This window comes from Paenibacillus sp. Soil750, from assembly GCF_001428045.1.
Taxonomy (GTDB): domain Bacteria; phylum Bacillota; class Bacilli; order Paenibacillales; family NBRC-103111; genus Paenibacillus_E; species Paenibacillus_E allorhizoplanae.
Map to the genome: position 1 here is coordinate 417,387 of NZ_LMSD01000042.1, position 25,123 is coordinate 442,509.

At 46.0% G+C, this 25,123-nt stretch carries 14 protein-coding genes; all 14 read right to left on the reverse strand.

The genetic code is table 11. The annotated features are described in order from the left end of the window. Positions 1 to 5: 5 nt before the first annotated feature. The 14 genes from ASL11_RS32705 to ASL11_RS32770 all read right to left on the reverse strand — a co-directional run bounded on the left by ASL11_RS32705 (position 6) and on the right by ASL11_RS32770 (position 24,733). Positions 6 to 776: a tyrosine-protein phosphatase gene (locus tag ASL11_RS32705; protein ID WP_056624583.1), complete on the reverse strand. Its 771-nt coding sequence runs from the start codon at positions 774 to 776 to the stop codon at positions 6 to 8. A 444-nt stretch (positions 777 to 1,220) separates the two neighbouring features. Continuing rightward, entirely contained in the window at positions 1,221 to 1,544 is a 324-nt protein-coding gene (locus ASL11_RS32710) for a hypothetical protein (protein WP_056624586.1), read from the reverse strand. Next, positions 1,516 to 1,737 (reverse strand): hypothetical protein, encoded by a 222-nt coding sequence (locus tag ASL11_RS32715; protein WP_056624591.1) that lies wholly within the window; start codon positions 1,735 to 1,737, stop codon positions 1,516 to 1,518. Before ASL11_RS32715 ends, ASL11_RS32710 begins: the two co-directional genes overlap by 29 nt. A gap of 148 nt (positions 1,738 to 1,885) precedes the next feature. Continuing rightward, positions 1,886 to 3,781 carry a PrkA family serine protein kinase gene (locus tag ASL11_RS32720; RefSeq protein ID WP_056624593.1) on the reverse strand — a complete coding sequence of 632 codons (1,896 nt, stop codon included), beginning with the start codon at positions 3,779 to 3,781 and terminating at the stop codon, positions 1,886 to 1,888. 177 nt (positions 3,782 to 3,958) lie between these two features. Continuing rightward, a complete protein-coding gene (locus ASL11_RS32725) occupies positions 3,959 to 6,247 on the reverse strand; it encodes a glycoside hydrolase family 95 protein (RefSeq protein WP_056624596.1) in 2,289 nt (762 codons plus the stop codon). A gap of 11 nt (positions 6,248 to 6,258) precedes the next feature. Next, positions 6,259 to 8,094, reverse strand: coding sequence for a cache domain-containing sensor histidine kinase (locus ASL11_RS32730; protein WP_056624599.1), 1,836 nt, complete (start codon positions 8,092 to 8,094; stop codon positions 6,259 to 6,261). After that, complete coding sequence (locus ASL11_RS32735; RefSeq protein ID WP_056624602.1) at positions 8,091 to 9,110, reverse strand: response regulator transcription factor; 1,020 nt, start codon at positions 9,108 to 9,110, stop codon at positions 8,091 to 8,093. Before ASL11_RS32735 ends, ASL11_RS32730 begins: the two co-directional genes overlap by 4 nt. A 79-nt stretch (positions 9,111 to 9,189) precedes the next feature. Continuing rightward, on the reverse strand, positions 9,190 to 11,310 hold the full coding sequence (locus ASL11_RS32740) for a glycoside hydrolase family 31 protein (protein WP_082596040.1): 2,121 nt from the start codon (positions 11,308 to 11,310) through the stop codon (positions 9,190 to 9,192). Between the two features lie 18 nt (positions 11,311 to 11,328). Beyond that, complete coding sequence (locus ASL11_RS32745; protein ID WP_056624607.1) at positions 11,329 to 12,291, reverse strand: Gfo/Idh/MocA family protein; 963 nt, start codon at positions 12,289 to 12,291, stop codon at positions 11,329 to 11,331. 174 nt (positions 12,292 to 12,465) lie between these two features. Then, positions 12,466 to 14,043 (reverse strand): extracellular solute-binding protein, encoded by a 1,578-nt coding sequence (locus ASL11_RS32750; protein ID WP_056624609.1) that lies wholly within the window; start codon positions 14,041 to 14,043, stop codon positions 12,466 to 12,468. A 385-nt stretch (positions 14,044 to 14,428) separates the two neighbouring features. Further along, positions 14,429 to 21,268 (reverse strand): Ig-like domain-containing protein, encoded by a 6,840-nt coding sequence (locus tag ASL11_RS32755; RefSeq protein WP_056624613.1) that lies wholly within the window; start codon positions 21,266 to 21,268, stop codon positions 14,429 to 14,431. Positions 21,269 to 21,524: 256 nt separating this feature from the next. Beyond that, entirely contained in the window at positions 21,525 to 22,394 is an 870-nt protein-coding gene (locus ASL11_RS32760; protein ID WP_056624616.1) for a carbohydrate ABC transporter permease, read from the reverse strand. Between the two features lie 28 nt (positions 22,395 to 22,422). Further along, positions 22,423 to 23,379 (reverse strand): ABC transporter permease, encoded by a 957-nt coding sequence (locus ASL11_RS32765; RefSeq protein ID WP_056624619.1) that lies wholly within the window; start codon positions 23,377 to 23,379, stop codon positions 22,423 to 22,425. 154 nt (positions 23,380 to 23,533) lie between these two features. Next, positions 23,534 to 24,733 (reverse strand): hypothetical protein, encoded by a 1,200-nt coding sequence (locus ASL11_RS32770; RefSeq protein WP_056624623.1) that lies wholly within the window; start codon positions 24,731 to 24,733, stop codon positions 23,534 to 23,536. Positions 24,734 to 25,123 lie beyond the last annotated feature (390 nt).

Genomic DNA, 25,123 nt, shown 5'->3' on the forward strand with positions numbered 1-25,123 from the left:
TGCATTTATTTGGATTTCCAAAACTGAAACCATTTTGGTCTCGACCAAACAGGCGATTGTGTCTCAATAGAAAGGTTATGTATGATCCTGTTGGCATTGTTTTGAAAAGAACTCACAATTCCTTGCCCTAGCTCTGAACGTAAAGCTTCATATCCTTCAGCAAGCGCGAACCCACGATGTGTCTTGTTGTGTGCGTCTGACGAAATAAAATGTGCTAAGTGATTCCTGCATAAATCAAATGACAGTGATTCAATGGACTTACCGAAGTGACCGAGCAGTGAATGAGCCGTTACTTGACTCAAGGCACCAAGCTGCACTAATTCAAGAAGCTTCGTAGGATCCTGGGCAATCTCACGATTACGCTCCGGATGTGCGATAATTGGCACAATATCCAGTAGCAGCAGTTCGTGCATAACTTCATCTATTCCCGCAGGTATTCGATCTGATGGGAATTCCATAAGCAAGTAGCGTGAGCCATCTAACGTGGCAGTTCGCCCAGCTTCAAGATCGTCAATTAATCCCCGATAGACGCGAATCTCTTGACCTGTATGGATATGAAGAGGAATATTCCTGTTATTGAGCTCCTCTTGAAACAATTTCACTTGCTCTACAACTAAAGTTGCATCGTTCGTGAATCTACCATTTTCATGATGTGGGGTAGCAATTACGGTATGTATTCCTTGTTCCACGGCTGCCCTTGCCATGTGAACGGCTTGCTCCAGATCAGATGCCCCGTCATCTAAACCTGGTAGTATATGACTATGTATATCAATCATAGGAGACCCCAATCACGTAAACAAACGATATTATTTCGACAAAAAATCAGGATTTAAACCATTTTTCTCCTAAATCTCTTACTGAAAGTGTAACATATATACGATGTGTTGCCTACCTTAAGAACTAGGAAACAAGTACCGAATTCGCGAATTTTATGGAATATTAATCAAATTTTCACCTTTGTAATAGTTCCGAATTTTATGTGCAATTTAGGCTCATTCTCTTACGAACTGCTAGAAAAGACTAAAATATCCTATTTTCCCATTTGATTCGACAAATTTCTACAAACCACCTTTATTATTCGACATTATTCCCCATAGATTAAAAGGTTGAATTTTCTGTAAACTATAGTTTACATTTTTTTCGAGGAGTTCATGATAAAAAAATAAGCCTCTTCCCATTTTTTTTTACAAAAGAGGCATTTAGCATGGATTTCATCCTGATTATTTCTTAAATTTCATCAAATCACACAGCCCTACGAAGAATACAACGATGGTTGTGAATACGATTAGTCTGAAATCCCAAGCATTCGGAAACTCATTCATTTTGGTATCTGTCGCACGGAGAATAAGAACAAAAAACAATAAAAGCAAATCGAAAAACATGCAATAAGCCATCCTTGCTGAGAGTTTATGAAGTGGGAGTTTGTCCATCATTTTGCCGAATCCAAATAAATCGTTCCACTTCCCGGATTCAGACTTCGACTTCTGGGGGGTATTGTCTTTATCCTCTTGTTTATCAGCGTTCGGTTTTGGCTCGGTTGACATTCTCCTTGCCAACTCCCTGCATTGACTCGACTGCATCCTGCCACATTAGAATGGCCCCTATGAAGCTTACACCTGCAATGAAAATCCCCCCCAACGGTGACAATAGCGATGGCTCCCAGGTCAAGATGATAGCTAGAAATCCTACTGCGATTAAAATATAAGCGCCTGTTATTTTCATTGAGTTCCCTGCCATAATCTTCTACACCTCCCTTATATGAAGCTAAAGTAGTATATGAGAGATTAATAGATTTCGTGTTAGGCAACAATCGGCATCCTCTGCACAGTGAAAAAGACCTAAGGGGTCGTCACCCGCTCAGGTCTTTCGCTTCAAGCACGTCAGCCTATCTATTCAATAAGCTTCCTACATAGCGCAGCAATTCATTGGCACAAACCGGGCAATATCCATGCTCGTCGATGAGCTGCTTCGTCACATCATTAATTTTCTTCAACTGCTTCTCATCCGGTGTTTTCGTTGAGGTCGTAATCTTCACGATGTCCTTCAGATCTGCGAATAGCTTCTTCTCAATCGCCTCACGCAGTCGCTCGTGACTGCTATAGTCGAACCTTCTGCCTTTGCGTGAGTACGAGGAGATGCGGATTAATATTTCTTCGCGGAAGGCTTTTTTCGCATTTTCCGAAATACCAATTTGCTCTTCAATAGAACGCATGAGGCGCTCATCTGGATCCATCTCTTCGCCGGTCAACGGATCCTTAATCTTGCCCCAGTTGCAATAGGCCTCAATATTATCCAAGTAGTTGTCGAAAATAGTTCTAGCTGACTCCTCGAAGGAGTACACGAACGCTTTCTGCACTTCTTTCTTGGCAATATCGTCGTATTCCTTACGGGCAACAGAGATGAAATTCAGGAAGCGCTCCCGCTCATCCTTGGTAATCGATGGATGTTGATCCAGACCGTCTTTCAGAGCTCGCAGCACATCTAAGGCGTTAATACATTGTAGATCCTGGCGGATCAAGGCACTGGAAATTCGGTTAATAACATACCGTGGATCAATTCCGCTCATGCCTTCTTCTTGATATTCATTTTGCATTTCCTTCAAATCAGCCTCTTTGTAACCCTCGACAACTTCACCGTCGTACATACGCATTTTCTTGATCAAATCCATCCCTTGCTTCTTCGTTTCCTTCAAACGCGTAAGAATCGAGAAGATCGCGGCCACACGAAGCGCATGCGGTGCAATATGGATGTGTGACATATCACTCTGTCCGATAAGCTTGTAGTAGATTTTTTCTTCATCTGATACACGCAAATTATAAGGGATCGGCATAACAATCATACGAGACTGCAAGGCCTCATTTTTCTTATTCGCGATAAAAGACTTATACTCCGTTTCATTCGTATGCGCAATGATCAACTCATCTGCACTGATCAAGGCGAAGCGACCTGCTTTGAAATTCCCCTCTTGCGTCAGTGAGAGTAGATTCCAGAGGAATTTCTCATCACATTTCAGCATTTCCTGGAACTCCATGATTCCCCTGTTTGCCTTATTCAGCTCGCCATCGAAACGATACGCCCGTGGATCCGACTCAGAACCAAACTCTGTAATCGTTGAAAAGTCAATGCTTCCCGTTAAGTCGGCGATATCCTGCGATTTGGGATCTGAAGGACTGAAAGTACCAATCCCTACCCGGCCTTCTTCGGAGACAAAAACCCGCTCCACATGCACATCTTCAATACAACCGTTGTACTCCGTTTTCAAACGCATTTGGCACGATGGGCATAGGCTGCCTTCGATTTTCACATTCAACTCGCGCTCAATCTCTGGTCGCAGCTCCATCGGAATCAAATGAAGCGGCTCTTCGTGCATCGGACACCCTTTGATCGCATAGACTGCCCCTAAATCCGTTTTGGCGAACTGCTCTAATCCGCGTTTCAGCATGGTCACAATTGTGGATTTCCCACCGCTTACAGGACCCATTAGCAACAAAATACGTTTGCGAACATCTAATCGACGGGCAGCGGAGTGGAAATATTCTTCCACTAGCTTCTCAACGGCACGATCCAGACCGAAAATCTCTTGATTGAAAAATTTGTAGGATTTGTGGCCAACTTGATCGTTGATACCTTGCGAAGCAATCATGTCATAGACCCTAGAATGCGCAGTTCTCGCGAGTCCAGGATTACTGCGAAGCAATTCTATGTACTCCGCGAACGTACCGGTCCAGCTCAATGAATCCTTCTCCGTACGATGCTCTGAAATTCTTTTGAATATGTCCATGGGTACCTCCTTTCACTGCTGCCTTTAATGGCAATAGGTCAGCTCGTGATGGTGAATTGTGTACTACAATCCTATGCACCCAAGAAGGATAACTTGCCCGAAATTTTAAAATGTAACGGATTTCTCTCTTCCCGATTTATGAAAATGGAAATGACTAGGAATCCAAGACAATCTTCCCTATTTTCTGAAAATCTCATACTTACAACCCGCGTCAACTCGAAATTCGATAACCATATGATCCCTGTCGACTTGCATGTCTTCTCCTCCACAACGCACCAGAACAGCTTCACGTGTGCGCACTCTGCATAGGCCAGAGACCGTTGCATGGATAACCGCTTCTGATAATTTGCCATCGGACCATGTAAGATCAATCACATATCCATTGCGCCCTCGCAAGCCGCTCACAGCCCCCTGAGGCCACGCAGAAGGCAGAGCCGGCAGCAAGGATAACTCATCCGCATGTGACTGCAGGAGCATCTCAACGATACCAGCAGTAGCCCCAAAATTGCCGTCAATCTGGAAAGGAGGATGCGCATCAAACAGGTTGGGATACGTTGATTTCCGCAACATGTGGCTCAAATGCGCATGCGACTGTTCGCCATCCTCGAGTCTCGCAAACATATTAACGATCCACGCGCTGCTCCAGCCCGTATGCCCGCCTCCGTTTGCTAATCTGCGCTGAAGGGTCGCAGCAGCGGCAGCAGCCAATTCCGGCGTGCGGTGCGGGCTTATTTGCGTTCCCGGGTGCAGGGCAAACAACTGAGAAATATGACGATGACCTGCATCCTCCTCCGCATAGTCCTCCAACCATTCCATGATCTGACCGTGCCTGCCGATCTGAGGCTTAGGCAGCCGCTCTAGTAGCGCTGCGAGCTGTTCCCTTAGATCAGCATCCACCTGCAGCAGATCGCTGCTCTGAATACATGCCGTGAACAACGCATGAATGATCTGCGAATCCATGGCGGGTCCCATGGTCAATGCCCCTCTGGTTCCATCTTCCAATACGTACACGTTTTCGGGTGAGACAGATGGGCCCGTCACAAGCTGCCCATTCGGTGCTTCCACCAAATAATCTACGAAAAAAGCCGCGGCTTCCTTCAAGATCGGATAGGCTCTCCCCCGTAAAAAGTCCTTATCTGCCGTAAATAGAAATTGCTCCCACAGATGTAAGCTCAGCCATGCCGCTCCCATTGGCCAAATCACACAAGTTGGAAACAAGCCCTCTGGTCGTGTTTCTCCCCAAATATTCGTGTTGTGGTGAGCGACAAAGCCTGAGCATCCATACAGCTCCCTAGCGGTTTGCCGACCGCTTACTTGCATGCGTTCAATATGATCAAACAAAGGCTCATGACATTCGGATAGTCCGCATACCTCAGCTGGCCAATAGTTCATTTGCGTATTGATATTAATCGTGTATTTGGACTCCCAAGGCGGTGTGAAGCTGTCATTCCATATGCCCTGAAGATTGGCTGGCAAGCAGCCTGGGCGCGAGCTGGCGATCAGCAAATACCGTCCATAGTGAAAGTATAGCTCCATCAATCCAACGTCCAAATGCGAATGTGACTCTTGCAGCAGCTTCAATCGCTCATCCGTTGCCAAGTCATCTAACGGATCATCCTCCGTCAGTTGCAGATTCATCCGATTGAACAACGTCTGATAATCCTGAATATGCCGGCGCTCTAGTTCTTCCGTATTAAATTGCTCTGCGGCCACGATATGCGTTTGACAGGCAGCTAATGGATCCGACTCTCGAAATGTACTCGCTGCAGCTAGCAGCAACGTCACGGAACTAGCCCCTTCCACAGACAAGAAATCACCAATGACAGAGACAGAGCCTCCCTCAGCTTTTGCCTTCAGTACACAGGCATACTCGACACCGTGCTTCCCACATTCGCCGCTCATCCAGATGCTGTCAGCCGATAACCTGCCTGATTCTCCCTCGTAGGGTCTGCGATTCAGATTCGCCGAGAAGTTCAGCTGCCCAGGTTGATCACATGCCAGTTGGATGACAATCACTTGATCAGGGTAGCTGGCATACATCGTACGACGATAGGTGACTCCACCTACCTTATAGCTCGTCCGAGCTATGGCATTTTTGATATCCAATTCTCTGCGATACCCTTCAACTTCACCCTTTTGACCATGAAAATAAAGCCTCAGGTCACCCAAAGGTTGATACGGATTATAATATTTTGGCGTGGAGAAAAGAGCCATTCGCGTTAATCGCGTGGCCTCCTCCACCTTCCCTTCAAAAAGCATTTCCCGAATTCCCTCCAAATGACGGGAACCATCGGGGTTAATCCCATCCTTAGGACCTCCGTACCAGATGGAATCTTCATTTAACTGAATGCGTTCCTCCTGTACGTGACCGAAGATCATCCCGCCTAACCGACCATTTCCGATCGGAAGCGCCTCCACCCACAACTTAGCAGGCTGCAAATACCACAGTTTCTCACGATTGTTCAAGAATACGCCCCCTATCCAACATTTGGCTTATCACTCCGTTTAGGCGATGCAGGCATCACCATGATCATTTTGGTCCCCTGCTCTGCCACGCTTTCAATCCTGAGTCCATAGCTCTCCCCATAGACCATTTGAATACGGCGATGGACGTTCAGCACACCTATGCCACCCTTTTTGCCTGCTTCATCTGTTTCCGTATCCGCCAACCGATTTGCGTTCAATTTCGCTTGGAGCTGCATTAATTTGGCCTCCGTCATCCCCGATCCATTATCCTCAACACTGATCCAGAAAATCCCATCAACAACGCCTCCGTCAATGCGAACGAAGTGATAATCTTCCAACCCGTCAGGAAAGGCATGCTGAAACACGTTTTCGACTAAAGGCTGGAGGGTCAAACGAACCATGACATGAAGCAGATACTCGGGTTTTATGGCAACATCAATCTCGAAATCGCGGCCGATTCTGTGCTTCAGAACGACAATATAATACAAAACATGCTTCAATTCGTTAGCAACGGTAATCTCCTCGAGATTCGTTTGAACCGAGTAACGCAGCATGTACGCCAATGCCTTCACGATTTCAGATATTTCTTCTGATTCCTGAATCGTAGCATAGCAAACAATGGTCTCGAGTGTGTTGTACATAAAATGAGGATTGATCTGCAGCTGCAAGGATTGATATTCCGCTTTCTGACGTTCCATACGAATCTCAGAGTTGCTGATTTCAACCTGAACCACGCGGTCAACGGCTTCGGATAGCCGCTTAACCATCAAATTGTAGCGCACCATCAACTCAACAATCTCATCCTTGTGAGGGGGGAGTGGAATCGTAGCCCAGTTTCCTTTCTCCGTCTCTCTCATCCCGCTTTTCAGTACTTGAATCGGCTTCGTAATTGATTTACCGAATCTGTACGCAAGTAAAATCGCCAACACCAATGTAAATAATCCGACAATCAAAGTTGTCGAACGAATGTTCGTTAATGGCTTACGCAGTTCACGCAGCGGCATGGAGACGACAAGCTGCCAATCCGAATAATCGGACTTCCGGCTCACATACATGCGTTCATCCCCCTCACTCGTGTCGACGAAGGAAGAAGTCCCTGCCTTTTCAAGCTTCTCTACAAACTCTGACGGCACATCCAATCCGACTTTCTTCCCATCTGGGTGATAGACGTATCGACCTTTATTATCAATGATAAACAAGTACCCATATTTACCTAGATCAATCCCTTTCCATAGGGCTGACAGATCGGCCGATCGCATTTCAATGGCGAGTATGCCACTCAGTTCAGGCGAGGTAAATCCACGAAAACGACGAACTAACGTAAGCATTTGATTCTCTTGACCTTCAATGATGGTATGGTTCAAAATACTTAATTTGCCGTCAGCCGCTGTATTGGCAAGAAAATATTCTCGTTGTTTTCGCTTATCCTCAGCGTTGAAGGACTGCTCACCTACTCCGTTATAGTAATAGACGGCATTCAGTTTATCGCTGATTAGGTAGACGGAAGCCAACTTTGGATTTCGAATAAATAACGGATCAACACTCAATTCGAGAATCGTTTTTCGAGCAATATAATAGTCATATTCCTCCCGATCGGCTTTCAAATCTATAAACTCCATGACCTGTCTGTTCGTCAATAGAGAGACAATCGATCGCTCATAGTCCTTCAAGTACAGATCTGTATGATGAACCGCATTTCCGACGATTTGATTCATTTGATTCTCCACCATCTCAGTTAATTCGCCGGAAGAAGTCATGTAGGAGAAGAAGCCGACACTGCTAAGCGAAAGAATGATAACGATCAAGAAATAAACGAATATTTTCTTCGTTAACCCTCTAATTTTCATTTGATACCCAATCCTGCACGATATTCAGAAGGCGATACACCGACAATTTTCTTGAAGGTTTTTGTAAAATGCGGGTAATCGTCGTACCCAACATCTGTGGCTACATCCACGATTCGGACATAGGGAATGGCTAACATTTCCTTCGCCTTCATCATTCTTTTATTAATCCGGTACTGAACAAAGGTCTCATGTGTGACTTTTTTAAAAAGCGAGCTGAAATACGTCGGTGTCAATCCGACCATGGCCGCAACTTGATCCAACGTGATGTCCTCCGATAACCTGCTGTCAATATAGCTTTTGGCCTCTTCCATCGGATCTTTAAAGCTTCCACTTCGAACGGCTTGCAAGCCCTTGGCCATTTGAATTAAACCTTTATTAAATGTGTCTACAGCTTCCTTCACACTATCTGCCTGCAAATAGGCTTGCGTGATGGAAGGTGAGTAGTTACGGGCTTGGAAGCGCTTGACTAATAGGGCATAACAATCATCCAATAGTTCTTTAAGTCCAGCCAATGATAGTTGCACAGAGAGACAATAGTCACGCCAACGATCGATTAAGCTGCCAAGCTCCTCCATTTGCAAAGCCCATATTTGCTGCTCCATCTGATCAATCCACTCAATATAACGGGAAGGCGGCATGTAGCCGCGTGAAGGCTCTTTAATTAACTGATTCAACATGTCATGGACATCCGCTGTCGTAACTGGTTTCAACATATAATGACGTACACCATAATTCATACTTTTTTGCGCATATTCAAAATCACTATACCCGGATATCACAACTGTTTTGATTTGTGGGAAATCTTCATGAATGATTCTGCAGAGCTCTAATCCGTCCATTTTCGGCATACGAACGTCTACAAGTACAAGATCAGGCTCGCAGGCTCGAATTCGCTCCAACGCTTCCACGCCATTCTCAGCTGTCTGAATTCGCGAAAAAGCAGGTTGGTACATTTCCGCCATCTTCACGATTCCTCTGCGTATGACAGGCTCATCATCTACGATCAATACATGCATGTCTAGACCTCCCTAGCATCGCTCAGAATCAATACCCAATTATGATAACTCACCGTGATCGCTTCTTCAACGGAAGGTGCTACAAACGAATTTGTGCGAAGCGCCACGTGACAGTGCTGTATGCTTGCGGTATTTCCGTCGGTCCAGTAAGTCGCCCTTCATAGGAACCATCTGCCTCTTGGGTGACTGTTGCTTTCCACAAGCCACAAGCACCTGTCTCATAGTCAAACGATTCCCCGTCATCGTCATATAAATTCCCTTCACCGACAGCATCACCGAAATGAATCAGCTCAAGTGGAACTTGCGTTCCTAGCGGTGGGACATGCGACAGTGCAGGCATCATCGGAATGACAGATCCATTTTTAACAAATACTGGAATTCGTTCTAGACCGCATTGAATCCGAATGATACGACCACCTTCGTATCGTTCCCCAGTCTCTAATCCATACCAGATTCCCGAGGGGAGCAGAACTTCTCGCTCAGTCTCTCCTTCGACAAGTGGAGCAACTAATAGGGCATCTCCAACCATGTACTGGTCGTCCCATTCTCTCACTTTCTTCTTGCCATAAGCGCCATCTGTCGTGTTCAAGGTTTGCTCAGCTGCTTTAGCTTCGATCGCCTCAGCTTCTGCGATTTCTGCTGGTGACATTACGAACGGCATGGCACGGAAAGGTGGAATCCCCTTCTCTCGATATGCTGCGAAAGCCGTATATAAATAAGGCAGCAGTCTCATCCGCAGCTTGATATAGTGGCGAACCGTGTCCTCAACCTCCGGGAAAGACCACGGTTTCGTGCCATCCCCCCAAGCGTTGAGCATCGCAAGTGGCGAGAAGATGACCGTTTGCATCCGTCTGACCCAGTCTTCGGCATTCCTAGCTCTTCGCACTTCCGGCGTCCACAGCAACCCGCTGAAAGAGGCGTTACATACACCACGAATGAATTGTTTGTGATCGTAAAGATCGGAATACAAAACATAAGGCATGGAGGAAGCCGCGGTATTCGAGGCCCTTACTAGCCCGTAGGTTCGCCGGTTTTTACTGCGGAATAGCTCTGTCGTCATCTTTTGGAACATTAACCCGTACATTTGTCTCATCTGCTCGCCATCAAGACCCGATGGAAACTGAGCATGTCCTGGAAACATCCAGGAGTTGTTGGTCAAATCACTGCCGTCACACTCATCTAGCTTGTAACCGGCTACCCCAATATTGACATGTTTCTCTTCATGCTGCTTCTTATAAAGCGATACAGCTTCAGGCAGCGAATAATCCGGCGCAAGCCCTCCCCATACCGAGTGACTTCCCGACAGCGGTTTCAATTCCTCATACAACTCACTCTTCGGTGATACAAAGGGATGCTCCCATAAGTTCACACGAAAGCCTTTACGATCCAGTTCCTTTACGAATTGTTCAGGTTCAGGGAATCGGCTATTCTCCCATTCATAGCTGACTGGGTAGCTCAGGCTGTGCCAACCAGGTTCGAGTCCAATGACATCACAGGGCATATCATGCTGACGGAACTGCTCTGCTTCTTCGAGCACTTGTCCGTCCGTATACAGTGTCGGAACCCGATGCCAGAAGCCAAGTCCCCACTTCGGAGGCAGCGTGCCTCCACCGCAAAACAAATTATATCTTGCTACGACATCAGAAAGAGTTGGTCCGCCAAACAAATAAACGTTTGCACCTTCCCTAGGTAGTTTGATCTCCACTCGCGATGCCACTAGTGTCGCTTTCCATCCCTTATCGGTGTTACGATCACGTATATCCTCGCTTGGCGTTTCCTCTTGTCTCATCGTTGAACCGCAATACATCGTAACGATTCGCGAAGTATCCACCAACACGCCATACCCGAGATCACTTATGTAGAAGGGTACTGGCGCATGCGTCTCCCCTGTATCTTGTTTAGGATCACTGTTTACCCGCAAATAACGGTTTCTTCCGCGTTGATTCATTCGTAATAATTGAAGGCCTGTCCCATACAGCTTCTCCGTACGATTAAGCGGTATAGATAACATAAGATAATCACCAAGATCCTCGATTTCAATGTCTTCTCTTGTAAAAGGAGGATTCACTTGCGGAAGCTGCTGCAGCGCCTCTGTTTTTGGTAACACCTCCATCAAAGAGAGCGGTGTTATACCCTGCGGATTTCCAATCATAAGGCGCCATACCCCTGGTGCTGATTGTTGCCAATTTGATGCTAGCATACTCATTTCCCCAATCCTTTATATTGTTGGAACTTCAATGGACATCGTTCTGCCAGACGCATTAGCCAACTTCGTGTAATGAACGAGTGCTTGGGTTTTCAAATAATCCCTGCCGCTCGTTTCCGCTTCGCGTCCTTCACGGAGTGATGCCAGAAATTCAGCCAGTGTATCTGTTTCATCGACACCACTTATGTCATCAATCACTTCAACATTGCCATCCCGAATGAGGCGAATTTCTTTATCGACGACTTCCATAGCGCCCTCCGTTCCTTCGATTCGCCAATTGCCGCTCCATGGCGTCTCTGTTCCTCTGGCCGAGATGGATGCGTTGTAGGTCGCTGTAATGCCATCCTCTAATTCAAATAAAGCATACGCATTAATAAGCGCTCCTTCTTCTTTCCAAGCACCAATTGGATTGTACAGCTTGGATTGCACTGACTTTCCTTCTCTACCCGTGAAATAGCGGATCATATCTAAGTGATGCACCCCGATGTCATCCAGAATACTAACGGTATATCTCCGCTGAACATGGTGGTATCTGTAGAACTGTATATCCATAGACGAAATACGGCCGATGACCCCTTCGTCCAAGAGCTGTTTCATTTTACGAATATAAGGCATCCTGCGGTAATTCTCTGCAATCATAAATGGGATCTTCTCCTTGGCAGCTCGAGCTACGATCTCGATGGATTCCTCATAATCAAAGGAAATCGGTTTCTCACACAATACAGCCAACTTATGGTCAAATGCCGCATGGTTCACTGCTGTGTGCCGCATAGGTGAAGTTACATTGACTAGAAAATCAGCCTGTTCGTTCTGCAAAGCCTCTTCTAATGAGGTGTAAAAAGGGAACGGATCATCCAGCATCTTCTCTTTCATTGCTAGATCAACCTCAACAACAGCTGCTAATAATCCTTGATCTCTTAGACGTTTATACCAACTGAACCCGGCTGAACCTAAACCAACCAATATCGCTTTCATGTATGAATTACCCCCTAAGTTCCATAGATTTTAGTTGCCTTCATTATAGGAGATTGACCGTCCAAGAAAAACGTATAAACTTACGGCAGTATGTGTTTTTTTACGATTTCCGAATAAATAAAGACATCCCTCCGCGAATTATACTGCGAAAGGGATGCCTCTATTCATAGCTCGTTATTTCGTGTCAATCATAATCGCGCCTTGCTTCTTGTTCCAACGATCTGTCGCTTCTTTAATAATTTCGGTACCGCCTTTGGCTTTATACTCTTCGATCACTTTCGGCCAATCGGAAATCGGCTCTTTACCATAAATCATTTTGATCATGTGATCGACGATAATTTTCGGACCTACGTCTGGCTGAGGCGCTGCAAGATCTGGGAATTTAGCGAAGCTGCTCAAATCAGGATAGAATCCAATGCCAGGTAAACCTTCCTTCGACAGAATATCGTCAAATGCTTTCAAGGTCGTTTTTCCATCATCATTTAGCTGCATTCTTGGTTTATTGTAGGTAGAGTCATGTACCGCCCAAAGTGTTCCACTGCGGAACCCTTCTTCATCAATATCTTCCTTCGTTACTGGGAATTTATAGTTAATCGCACCACTGCTGTCCTTCGTATAGGTATCGCCTTCAATCCCAAAGGTAAAGAATGTTTCTGCATCCTTGGAAGTCATCATCCACTCGAACATTTTGATAATACCGGCAGCTGTGTCTTGCTTCACATTTTTATTAATATAGAACGTTCGAACGACAGGTGAATAGAGGAAGTAACCGCCTTTACCTTCTGGACCCTTAGGAGAATCAATGATATCCGCTTTAAAGTCCGGGTTGAGCGCTCTTAGCTTGGTTTTGGACCCCGGTAAACCGGAAGCATTCTGCGACCAAATTCCAGCTTTCCCCGCATCTAGGCTTTTGTTGTAATCCGTAGCGGAAATGGTAGCGAATTCCTTCGGAATCAAGCCTTCATCGTACATTGTTTTATAGGCGGTTAGTGCTTTCTGTACATTTTCCGAATCGAAAAATTTAGGAACCACTTGACCATCCACGAGTTCAAATTGATCTTTATACGGCAGTACGTCGTAAGCTCCTAGAAGAACGTCCGCATACTTGAAGTTTTCTCTCATTTGATACGGACTCTCGACGCCAAGCTTCTTGAAAGCCCTTAGGACATTTAGAAAGTCATCTACCGTTTTGGGAGCTTGAAGTCCCGTTTTAGCTAGCAAATCGGTGCGAATGTAAGTGGCACGACGGGAAGGATTGCTCAAATATTCGGGAATGCCATAAATCTTTCCGTTATACGAAACACTCTCCCACGCTGCTTTGGGTACCATTTTCAACAAATTCGGTCCATACTGCTTCAACAGATCGTCCAGCGGCATGAACACACCATTCTCAACCGAACCTGACATCGACTTACTGCCAGGACCACCGATACTGCCAACAACATCAGGAATATCATTACTTGCAAACATCACCCCGAACTTGGCATCTTCGACAACCCTAACATCCAAATCCGTATTCGTTAGTTCTTCCAGCTTCAAGACCCACTTGTCCTTGTTTAAATCGGGAATTCGAGTGTGATAGCCTGTGCTGACTGTCGTTGGAAAAAGTAACGAGAATTTGACCGGTGCTGCTTTTACGTTGCCTGATGGCTGTGGTGAAGCCGTGCCTGCCACTTTCCCGTCTGAGGAACACGCGGTTAGTGCGGTAGCTGCCATCATGACGGCTAGACTTAGACTGATTGTTTTTTTCATTGAAAGCCCCTTCTTTCTTCATTTACTGTAAGCGATTCCATCGATCTGTGATTATCATAACGATAACGATCCGATTTCTGAATGTATAAATTTAAGACGCTATGTGATTTTATACGATTGAAGAAAGACCTGAATTTCGATTCCAAAGTGCCATCACGATCACGTTTGTCTCCAACGTAATAGGATCTCCGTATTTAGATGGAGAAAATACAGCTAATACCTCATATTCGGGGAATTTGGCACAAATAGATGGAGTAAATCCATTTAGATGACTGGGTGACAGCTAGAATTAGCTCAGAAGTCACCGCATGATGAAGGTTACCATGGGGCGCAAACCCAAGGTGAAACCCAGACCGCCAAACAACTTTGGCGGTCTGGGTTTGAATCAGTTAATAAATTGTAGAGATTGCAGCATGCGCTTCAGAATCGTGGCTGCTTGTGCGCGTGTTGCAAGCTCTGTCGGTGCGAAGATATTGTCCGACAAGCCTTGAACAAGACCTGCGGTCAGTGCCTGTGCGACGGCTGCCTTCGACCATTCGCCGATCGTCGAACGGTCGGAGAAGCGATCAATCGCCGTGGTACTGGCTTGGATTTCCTTCCCTCCAACTTTCATCGCACGCATCAACATCGCCACCATCTGTTCGCGAGTGATGTTGGCATTTGGCTTAAAGGTACCATCCTCATAACCGTTAATCAACCCGGCTAGATGCGCCGTGCTAACGGCTCCAGCGAACCAGTCGCGCGGGCTTACATCGCCGAATACATCTGCTTTCTTCTCTACGAGTCCAAGCGATCGAACTAACATCGCCGCAAACTCAGCGCGCGTAACTTGCGCCTCTGGTGCAAACTGCTTATCCGTGATTCCGTTAACAATCCATTTATTGGCTAGCAGCTCAACATCCGCCTTGGCCCAATGCCCAGCTAAATCTGCAAATGATTGATTGGATTGGATGACCGTGTACGTACTGTTGTGCGGCGAGCGAATCGTAACTTCAGATGATCCATTCTTCGTCGAAATAAGGGCTGGTACGAAATGGATCCCATTGTTTGCATCGATCCAGACCGCAGTTACCTTGCCAGGGTCACCTGTCCATGTCCCCAAGCTTAGTGTGCGGTTCACATACTCGCCGCCAAAATCATTCATTTCTTTCCCATTGACCGTGATTGTAAAATCAATCGGGTTCGCAACGATTTGCTTCGCGTTCAACTTGTTCACCGCTGCATAGACATCGTCTCCGACTTTGCCGGATACTTTAGAAATCACAATACTTACGGTGGAATCCTTAGCTATGTGTTTAAACAATTGGACTGGCAGCTCATACGTGGTTCCATTCGCTTTAATCTGAATCACCGAGTTGCTTTGCTTACTGATTGCGTTCAGGAACGCATTGCCTGGCAGTTCCACATTTACGGTGGATGCACTGTCCTTCACTTCAATCACGACAACTGGAATCGCTGATGCTTTCTCCAGTTTATCCTTATCTACGGTAACTTTCGTAACCGTCTTTCCATCCGCCGTTGTTTCTTTCGTCACTTTGGCATCTTTATCCAGATCGATGATCCCTGTAGTTCCTGAATTAGAACTTGAACTTGAACCAGTGCCAGTTCCACTACCTGTCCCTGTACTTGGTCCCGGATCCGTCGAACGCTGTGTGACTGTGATCGTTGCTTCTGCCTTCAAGGAGGTTCCTCCAACAGTTCCCAGTACTTTAAAGGTACCTGCCGAGGCGTATTGCGAAGCCTCAATATTGTTCCAGACGACGCTTAGCTGCTTAGTCGTGTTGTCGTTGTAAACCGCTGTGACAACCGTTGGCAATACGGGTGCTGTACCCGCAGTTGTCGTAATGTTGATTGGCGAATAACTAACAATAACAGGTAGTGGAATATCCACAGCTGTAACTGTAATATTGGCCAAAGCTTTATACGTCACGCCTGTGACGGTTCCTTGCACGCTAAAGCTGCCTGCTACAGCATATTGGGATGCGTCAATAGCGTCCCAGATTACGGCTCGCTGTCCCGTTGTGTTGTCACTGTAAACCGCTGTGACCACCGTCGGTAACACAGGGGCCACGCCCACGTTCGTTGTGATGCTTATTGGTGCAATCCCTACGATGTCCGTTGACATGTTCAGTAAGGTCGGTGCCGAAATCATAAACTTGCGTGAATACGGATCTGTTCCTTTGGACCTTACGGTCACTTTGGAGAAATCAGTCAGGTTACTCGGTAACAGATAAGTAGTTGCACCTGCTGGTAAATCAGCCAGTACTGTTGTCTCATTGTACACCGTATAACCTTCGCTTAAAACATTGGCATCCCACTTCAGTACGTTACCTGAACCACTAGCTTCAATCGTCAAATGCTGCGGAGGAAGTGGCGCATTGAACACTTGTACTTGCGTCAAGCGTGGAGGTCCCGTCAGATCTGCGCCTGCATTCCCACCAGAAGCGTTCTCCACCGTTACTTTAAGATATCTGGCGTGGTAAGTCTTGCCCAGGTTAATGGGGTGCGAACTATCTGTTGAATCGCTACCACCATTACTAGTGCCTGTCTCATACGTATAACCTAAGGCTGTTTGTTTTTCCACTTGTTGAAAGGTCATATTGTTAAACTCAGCAGCCGATGAATGATCTCCGATCTCATTGGATACAAACACGGTTGCGCCCTTTAACCTCGTGGATTTGGCAAACAGTCTTATCTGGCTAAAATCCATCGCCTCGCCAAGGTCGATGACAAAGCTGCCTTTGCGCTCTCCGTCTGTACCCAGCCATGAATAATTGCCGATTTGGTCCAAATTGGTAACATTCGTTACCGTCCATTTGGTTGGGTCCTGCAATACACCGTTGGTCAATTTGTTAGCATTTCCGTATACATTCGCCGTAGCAGATTGCATTTGAATCGGATTAGCACCACTTGTCGGCCCAACATTGTACGCCTTCTTATTAAGCGCCAGATTTACAGAGGACAACCCTGATGCAACCTTGCTTATCGTAATGTCAGATAGCCCGAGCTCAGCGTCATACGCGGAGTTGGTACCGTTAGCGGAACTGCGGTATATCCCCCACTTTGGACGCAAATATTGATCAAACGCAGCTGGATAATCGGTCTCAAAGCCGCCTGCTCTCTCGGGTCTTCGCCATAGGTCCTTGACCCCGTCGCCTGTCCCTTGATTACCGAATACTTGATAGACATCGGGACTGTCAAAGGTATAGACCTTACCCGTCACTTGATCCGTAATCTTAATGGTCAGCCAGCCGCTGTCGGAAATGTGTGCTTTCAACTCTACCTTGATCCAGTGTCCATCAATTTCTTTCATTGGAATTCTCATCAAAGTCTTATCGCCATCATAGCGGTTATGATTGACAACTAAATCTCGGTTCGTTGTTCCAGAAATGGACATCGCAAGAATATAGGCGCCGTTCTCACCGCCATTGTTGCCGCCTGGTAAAGTATCAGGGGCTTGGCGATTCGTAGCCTTCAACTGGAAGATATGCCTGAAGTTTGATTGGTTCCACTGGATGCCGTCTGGAATATTCCACATCCACTCATAGGAAACCAAATCGCCTTCGTACGCGACAAAATCGTTATTCGAATCCTCGCTTGGGCGAATCTCAACTCTTTGCCGATCCGTTGTAGCTGCGCCGCCAACGATATAGCCTACACTCGGGTCAAATACACCTTTGTGACCGTACTCGCCATCACGAGTTTTATCCAAGAACTCATTATTCAAGCCTCTGCCGTATTCAAAGATCTTGAATACATTTTTTTGCAATGTGCTATCCCAAACACTCGTGATATGATCATCCGCGGCTGTCGCCCGAGGCTGATTACCGTAGAATGCGTGATAAGCGTCTCTTATTCTTTTCGTGACACCTTCTACAGGTTCGTCGGTGCCCATAGCCCCGCCTAACACATTGTAAGGAGATACGCCTTCGATTGCGTTCATCTTGATCGTCTTGTCATTTGCGCCATAACCACGGGCTATGACATCCAGTGCAAATAGCGAAGGTGCACCGCTGTTGAAGTGAAACGTAAATTCATTCGTGCCTAGTGGCAACTTGGCAAGGTATGGAGGTGTGAATGTAACCTTATTGCCGGCAAATGTGTAATCCGTATTTAATAGAAGCGTACTGTCACCCTTCTTAATGCTCGTAAGCACTTTCCCACCCAGGTTAATCGTTGTCGATACAGGTGCAACCTGATCCCATGTACTGTAGGTGTCCTTAGCCGGCACTAATGCGGTTGTATTCGCATATGGATTTTTGCCATAGATCGCTAAGGCGGATAGACCCATCATGGAATTGGTATCATTCGCACGCTTATCGCTAGGACCAACCAACACGGTGTTTATCATGACATAACGCGCTGTAAACGGATACAGAAACGTCTTCGTATCATAGCCCCATTGTTGACCGTTATACGTCACATAGGACCACAAACCTTCGGTCTCCGTACCACCAGCTAGCGTCCAGCCGTTAGCTTTCCAGTCATACTGCTGTGCCCCATTTGAAGTCGTAGGTGCACTTGACCATGATGCAGGATCATTGGTGTAATAGACCTCAAATCTTGTAGCATTACTTTGAATATTGGCGATGGTGTTAGGGATTTCAAGATAAAGTTTATCAATCGTTTTAGGCGCGCCTAAGTCAAGACTTAATGCGAGTGAGGATGGCGAATAATCCCCTTTATAGACATTAGGACTTGCATTCCGCCAATACCCGCTGCCGCCTGACCGCAAAGCATCTACGCCCGGATGATCATTTGCTTCCGAGCTTACCTTAAGATTGACGCCAGCCTGCGGTGTAAAACGAGATGGATCTAGCAGGTTAACAGAGCCTGTCGGTATAACCGGAATATCTATTGCTGAAGGTTCGCCGAAAACATTGAATACATTCGCTTTGATTCCGCCAGCACTATTATCGAGTGTAACATCGGATACAAGCAATATATATTGCGCTGCAATCGGTACAGCTAACGTATGATTAGCTTTTTCGTTATTTTCTAGTTGTGTCGTTTTTCCCACGCCTGCGATTGGCTGCCATAGGGCACCATTGGCCGTCTCAAGCGGTTTACGCGTTGCATCTGAAGTCGCTGATAGGGCATTTCCCTCTTTGAGTTCATTAAAAGCTGCTGCGTCATTCGCGTAGTAAACCTGATAATTTTTCAAAAACTTGCTATTACTCGTCCACTCAATTTGAATGTTACTCACGTCTATTTTCTTTTCCAGTTGTACGGCCGCCCAGTATTGGTAGCCATCTGTTTTGGTAAGTGAGCTATTGGCCTGCCAAGCCGTCGTTGCATTATCATCAATAAAGTTGTTTTTACTGTTGCTGCTGCTAGACACAACCTTAAGCGTAGCTCCGGGAGTTACCGCCCAGTTTTTATAACTAGAAAGATTAACTTCAATAAATGGTTTAATATCGGTTGAGTTCGTAATACCTGAGCCATTAAACTCACCATAGATCGTATTAATCCCCGTATGATCAGGGTTATAGCCCGACGAGCTCCATGTTACATTCACCTGCTCTGTTTTCCCCGTACTCAGAGTGACATCAAGCTTCGAGGGTAAAGTTAAACTGCCAAATGCCGTACCTTGGGAAGCTGAAATCGTTGCTGGCCTTGCCCATGCAACAACATCTTTCGCTTGTACACTGGGGTTCCAGCCGTCAGGAAAAATGTAACTGTCTTTATCCCTTTTGATTAAGTGAACATCTGACAGATACATGGTTGCTGCTTGCCATTCATCGGCATAGGCTGCATCAGCCGGGCTGTTATACAACCCCCGGTAAAGCCCCCATTTGGAACGGTTTTGTTGACCTGCTTCAACAGGTAAATCCGTTCTTTCAAGTCTGCCTGTCGTCGGATTGCTCACTTCAGGTCGTCTTGAGGTTTCGGCTGTCATCCCGCCTTCGAACAGCACATCGCCCGACTCCAGATCAACAAGCTTACCGTATACATAACCTTTATCTGCTGTTAAGATCGTTACTTCAAAATCCAGCCAGCGATCTGCAACCTTTTCAAAAGGAATCGTGAACAATGGCTTAATGCGATCCGCATAGCTGCCATCTGGATTGTTTCTGAATTCAAGCTGCCCCTTGCCTTCGCTGGAAACTAAAGTCAGCGTAGTCACCGGTTGGCCGGCAGCGTTGCCCGCTATTTCTTTCAGTTGGAAGATGTGCCAAAACCGGTGGGGATCAATAAAGTCACCAGCTTTTTTATCACCAACATCTTGTTGAAATCTTAACGTTTCCGACGGGAGCATGAGCCTCCAGTGATGGGTCATAATATCGCCGCCTACGCTATTCGCATCGATGTTGGCTGCGCTGGTATTGCTCTTAATCTCCAATCTCTGACGATCACTGCCTACAGCTCCACGGTCACCATCGTCCCGACTTACACCTTCAGACGTCACAAAAGGTTTAAATTCGTGAAACCGCAAAATGTCCGAGTTGAGCTTAGACGTGCCTGGTATGCCTGCAATGCCATATTTGGTAAGCGCATTCAAATCGTTTCGTCCGATCGTTTGCAAATACATATTGTCTCCCAACCATGACTCATTCACAGTTGAAGCCACAGGGTAGTCCCCTGAACGGTCATATACCGACTCCGTCCATGGTTTCCCGCTGTAGGAGGAGGGACTGGTTGGTCCTTCGATGGAACCCGTACCGCTGCCATTGCCAATTTTGGAGGCACCCATCACATCCCAAGCGGACTCGCCTGCCTGAATATTCAGCGGCAAATATTTATCATTTGGCCCCATTGGACCACTTAAAGAGGGCACTGCCGCATCTACCGAAACCGTTATGGTATATTTTTTGCTATTACTGCTGTTATTGATATCGGTTACTACCAGATAATACGTCGTGGTTCCACTGGTTGAAAATTGGTCCATTTTCGCATCGCCTTTGTTAATACCGCTGGTAGCAAAAGGGATCACCGTTGTTTCGTCACTTCTGTACAGAACTGCGTTTGCACCGTTGGTTGTGACATTCAACATTTGATATAGGGTGCCGTAGGGCAAGGATATATCAATTGTTGCATGATTAAGATTAACTTCTGCGCTGACTGGCTTATTCACGTGTATGTCCAAAATGCCCAAGTTGTCTTCCGGAGCTGCATAAACCGTTTCTATTGGATTCATGTTAATCAACGTAAGAACAAGTGCCAATGAAAGCACTATGCTTACTGCCCTTTTAAGTACTTGTTGCTTTAATCTCTTACTGAACATTCTAAAGCCTCCTTAGAGTCAGTTACACCTACTTGAAACAAGGGGTTCTCATTCCTATTGCAATCGCTTCCATTATAAATGGTAAGATCATCTCCTCCCTCCTCTGCTTGCATAAGTGTAAATCACATTCTTATTTCCATAGATGGAAAAATTTACGATTGGGGTTGTTTTATTTACGATATGAGCTGCAATCCGTTAGGTCAAAAAAAACCACCCCATTTACACTTACGGGGCGGCCAATTTCACACTAGTTTTATTAAGATTTCACCGAACCCACCATCATACCTTGGATAAAATGCTTTTGTAGGAACGGGTATACACACAGAATTGGAATCGTTGCGACGACAATGACTGCCATCTTAATTCCTTCTGGAGATAGGAGCTGTAGGAGTTCCGAAGATACGTCGGATTGCCCCATCTGATCGGTAAATACAATTTCCCTCAGCCGTACTTGCAGCGGTATCCATTGACGATGATCAATATAGAAGACGGCCTCCGCATAACGGTTCCAGTGACCGACTGCATACATAATGCCCATAGTAGCCATCGCAGGCTTAGATAGTGGCAAGACAATATTCCAGAGTATCCGGAATTCTCCGCAGCCGTCCATTCGCGCTGAATCCAGCAGCTCCGATGGCAGGTTCAGGAAGAATGAGCGCATCACGAATAAATTAAAAGCGCTAATCGCCATCGGAAGCATTAAAGCCCAGAGGGTATTCAACATCCCTAATTGCTTAATCAACAAATAGTTGGGTATTAACGGTGCACTGAAAATTAAAGTAAACAGCACCAACAACAGAATCGATTTACGATACAAATATTCAGGTCTGGACAATGGATACGCAAGCGTTGTTGTCATAAATAAATTAATAAAAGTACCAAATACCGTAATAATGACACTATTCCGGAACCCGATCCAGATGGTCGGATCCTCTAAAATAAGTTTATAGCTGCCTAATGTGAAGCCCACAGGCCAAAAGGAGACATCTCCTGCATTAATGGCCGTGTTATTGCTTAAGGACTGGGCAATAATGTGAATAAGGGGCAGTACCATGCTCAATCCTAGAACACCTAACAATATAAGATTGAATATATTAAAAATTTTATGGCCTCTTGTCATAATCATAGCGATTCACCTCCGGTCTCCTTCCGTATCAGTACAAGCCTTCGCCCGTCATTTTTTTACTAAACATATTACTGATCATTATCAACAGAAGACCCACAACCGACTTGAACAACCCGATAGCCGTCGTGTAGCTGTATTGGCGATCAACAAGCCCTGCTCGATACACAAACGTATCAATAATCTCCCCATTCTCGTTGTTAAGCGGGTTAAGAAATACGAAGACGCGTTCGAAACCGAAATCGAGGAAATTACCAATTTGAAGCAAAAATAAAATAACGATGGTTGGTAAAATACTAGGAATCGTGATGGAGAACACTTGACGAATGCGACTGGCTCCATCGATTTGTGAGGCTTCGTATAGATCAGGATTAATGCCTGCAATCGCTGCCAAATAGATGATCGTTCCCCAACCGCTATCTTTCCAAACGCCAGAACTAATGAGAATGGTTCGAATGTAGCTGTTTTCCCCCAAGAAATAGATAGGCTCAACGCCGAACAAGGAGAGTAAATGATTGACGATTCCCGTGGAAGGGGACAAAACCCCAACAACTATGCCTCCGACGATGACCCACGACAGGAAGTGCGGCATATACACCACCGTTTGTACAATCCGTTTATAAGCCATGATGCGTACTTCATTAATGAGAAGAGCCAAGACGATTGGAATCGGAAAAGCGAAACACATATCATAAATACCGATTAATATCGTATTTTTTAAAATTTGCAGGAAATCGGTGTAAGCAAACATGCGTTGGAAATGCTCTAATCCTACCCAGTCGCTTCCTTTTATCCCTTTGAAAATGTTGTAGTTTTGAAACGCGATGACCGAACCGAATAATGGGATATATTTAAAAAGTAAGAAATAAATAATTCCCGGTAATGAGATCACATAAATCGGCCAATGTTTTCGCATAAAAGCCCATTTCTGACTCTGCGATGAGAAATTATATATTGTTTGATCGGATGGCTGTATTTTGCTGGCCATGTTTTCCTCCCCTTCTTGCATGCTGCATCGATTTGACTTCTTCATCTTACTAGGGTTGTTGCAAGGTAAACATGGTGAAACTTATAGCGCACTGTGTTTTTTTATGATTAGAACTATTAGAGGGGTAGGAGCGGTGGCAACGGTTACAACAGGATCAATGTGCAACCCCGTAGCGTTTCGCTGCACTATGGTAAAGCCAATTCTCAGCCACATAGATCGCCGTGTCATAATCAATCCAGCCTGCCTCGATCTGACCCCATAGGAAATCGCTCACAATTCGTTTTACAAGCAGAATCTTGCCGTAGCTCCACTCCATACACCTGGCATCGGATACAATGAGTGAGCTTTTGATCGCCGGCAGCGCCTCTAATCGGTACTGCATACTATCGCGATAGGTACTCGCTCGGAAGTTGAACCACCAATGCCCACCTACATGAACATTCGGAAAATTCCATGCCGCTTGCACAATATCCAAATTGTTAAGCTCTGATGCCACTACGAGCTCAAACGTGCAGGCATACGCTTCAAACAAGGCAGAAAGCTTCAGGATACGAGTGGGGTCATTGACCGGAGTAGCTGTTCCACACCAGGAACGTTCCACGCCGAGAAACAACTGTATGAGAAGTCCCCTTTGCTCAGCAGCAGCCCCTAATTCGTGCAGAAGCATCAATAATATCTCATCCTTGGTATTGCCTTGCCCGACCACAACCTTGCGGTTTGCGCTGGCTTCATAACTCGGCAATGTGGTCATAACTCCTGGATAACCCGCTTCTTTATAGGTATCTAATAGCTGAGTCAGTTTCTCACGCACTTGTGCGAATACCCCAGCTGGATTAGGCGATGACTCGATTTCCTTGACCCAGCCCCCTAATTTACCATCAATGCGCGGGATCAGGATGGCGTTCTCACGCATGCCTTGGAAATCTGCATGTTCGGGAATATTCACAACGAATCTACTCACGTTCAATCGATCTGCCACCTCTTGCGCCCACGTAACACGCCCAGCACTCTGTTTAACGGCTGCGTCAGCTTCCTTTACCGAGGCCGCGTCACGGATGACAATGCCGTATAAATCTCGAAAAATGTGTGTCATCGCCACATTCATCATCGTATTTCTCGATCCATGGTAAGCTTCCAAGAAAGCAGCGATCCGTTCGTCCTCAGGTAGCTCCATGGCATTCGCTGGGTAACCAGCAGCCTGCAGTTCACGAAACAACCAGAAATAGTGGGCAATCTCCCAGAAGTCGCTCGCACAAAGTCGATCCCCCACAAGGTGGGTGTGCGTATCCACAACTGGCAGCTGCATAATCTGCGCCTCAAAATCTTCCTTCCCCTGCTCCATCTGCTTATTCATTCCTCTTCCTCCTTCTACACGCCGTATGTCCTGATGGTACATGGATTGCTCAATCTGTTACATGGGATAACTTCCACAGGGTTGTGATTTTTTATGATCGTTGAAAACGGGAACACTGCTGCTTCCTTGTACTACTCCGCTACCATTGCCCCTCCTGTTCGCGAGTTAGTCGATTTTATCGACTAACTCCACTCCCATTGCCTCTCCTACGCACGAGTTAGTCGATTTTATCGACTAACTCCACTCCTATTGCCTCTCCTGCACAYGAGTTAGTCGATTTTATCGACTAACTCCACTCCCATTGCCTCTCCTGCACATGAGTTAGTCGATTTTATCGACTAACTCCACTCCCATTGCCTCTCCCCTGCACACGAGTTAGTCGATTTTATC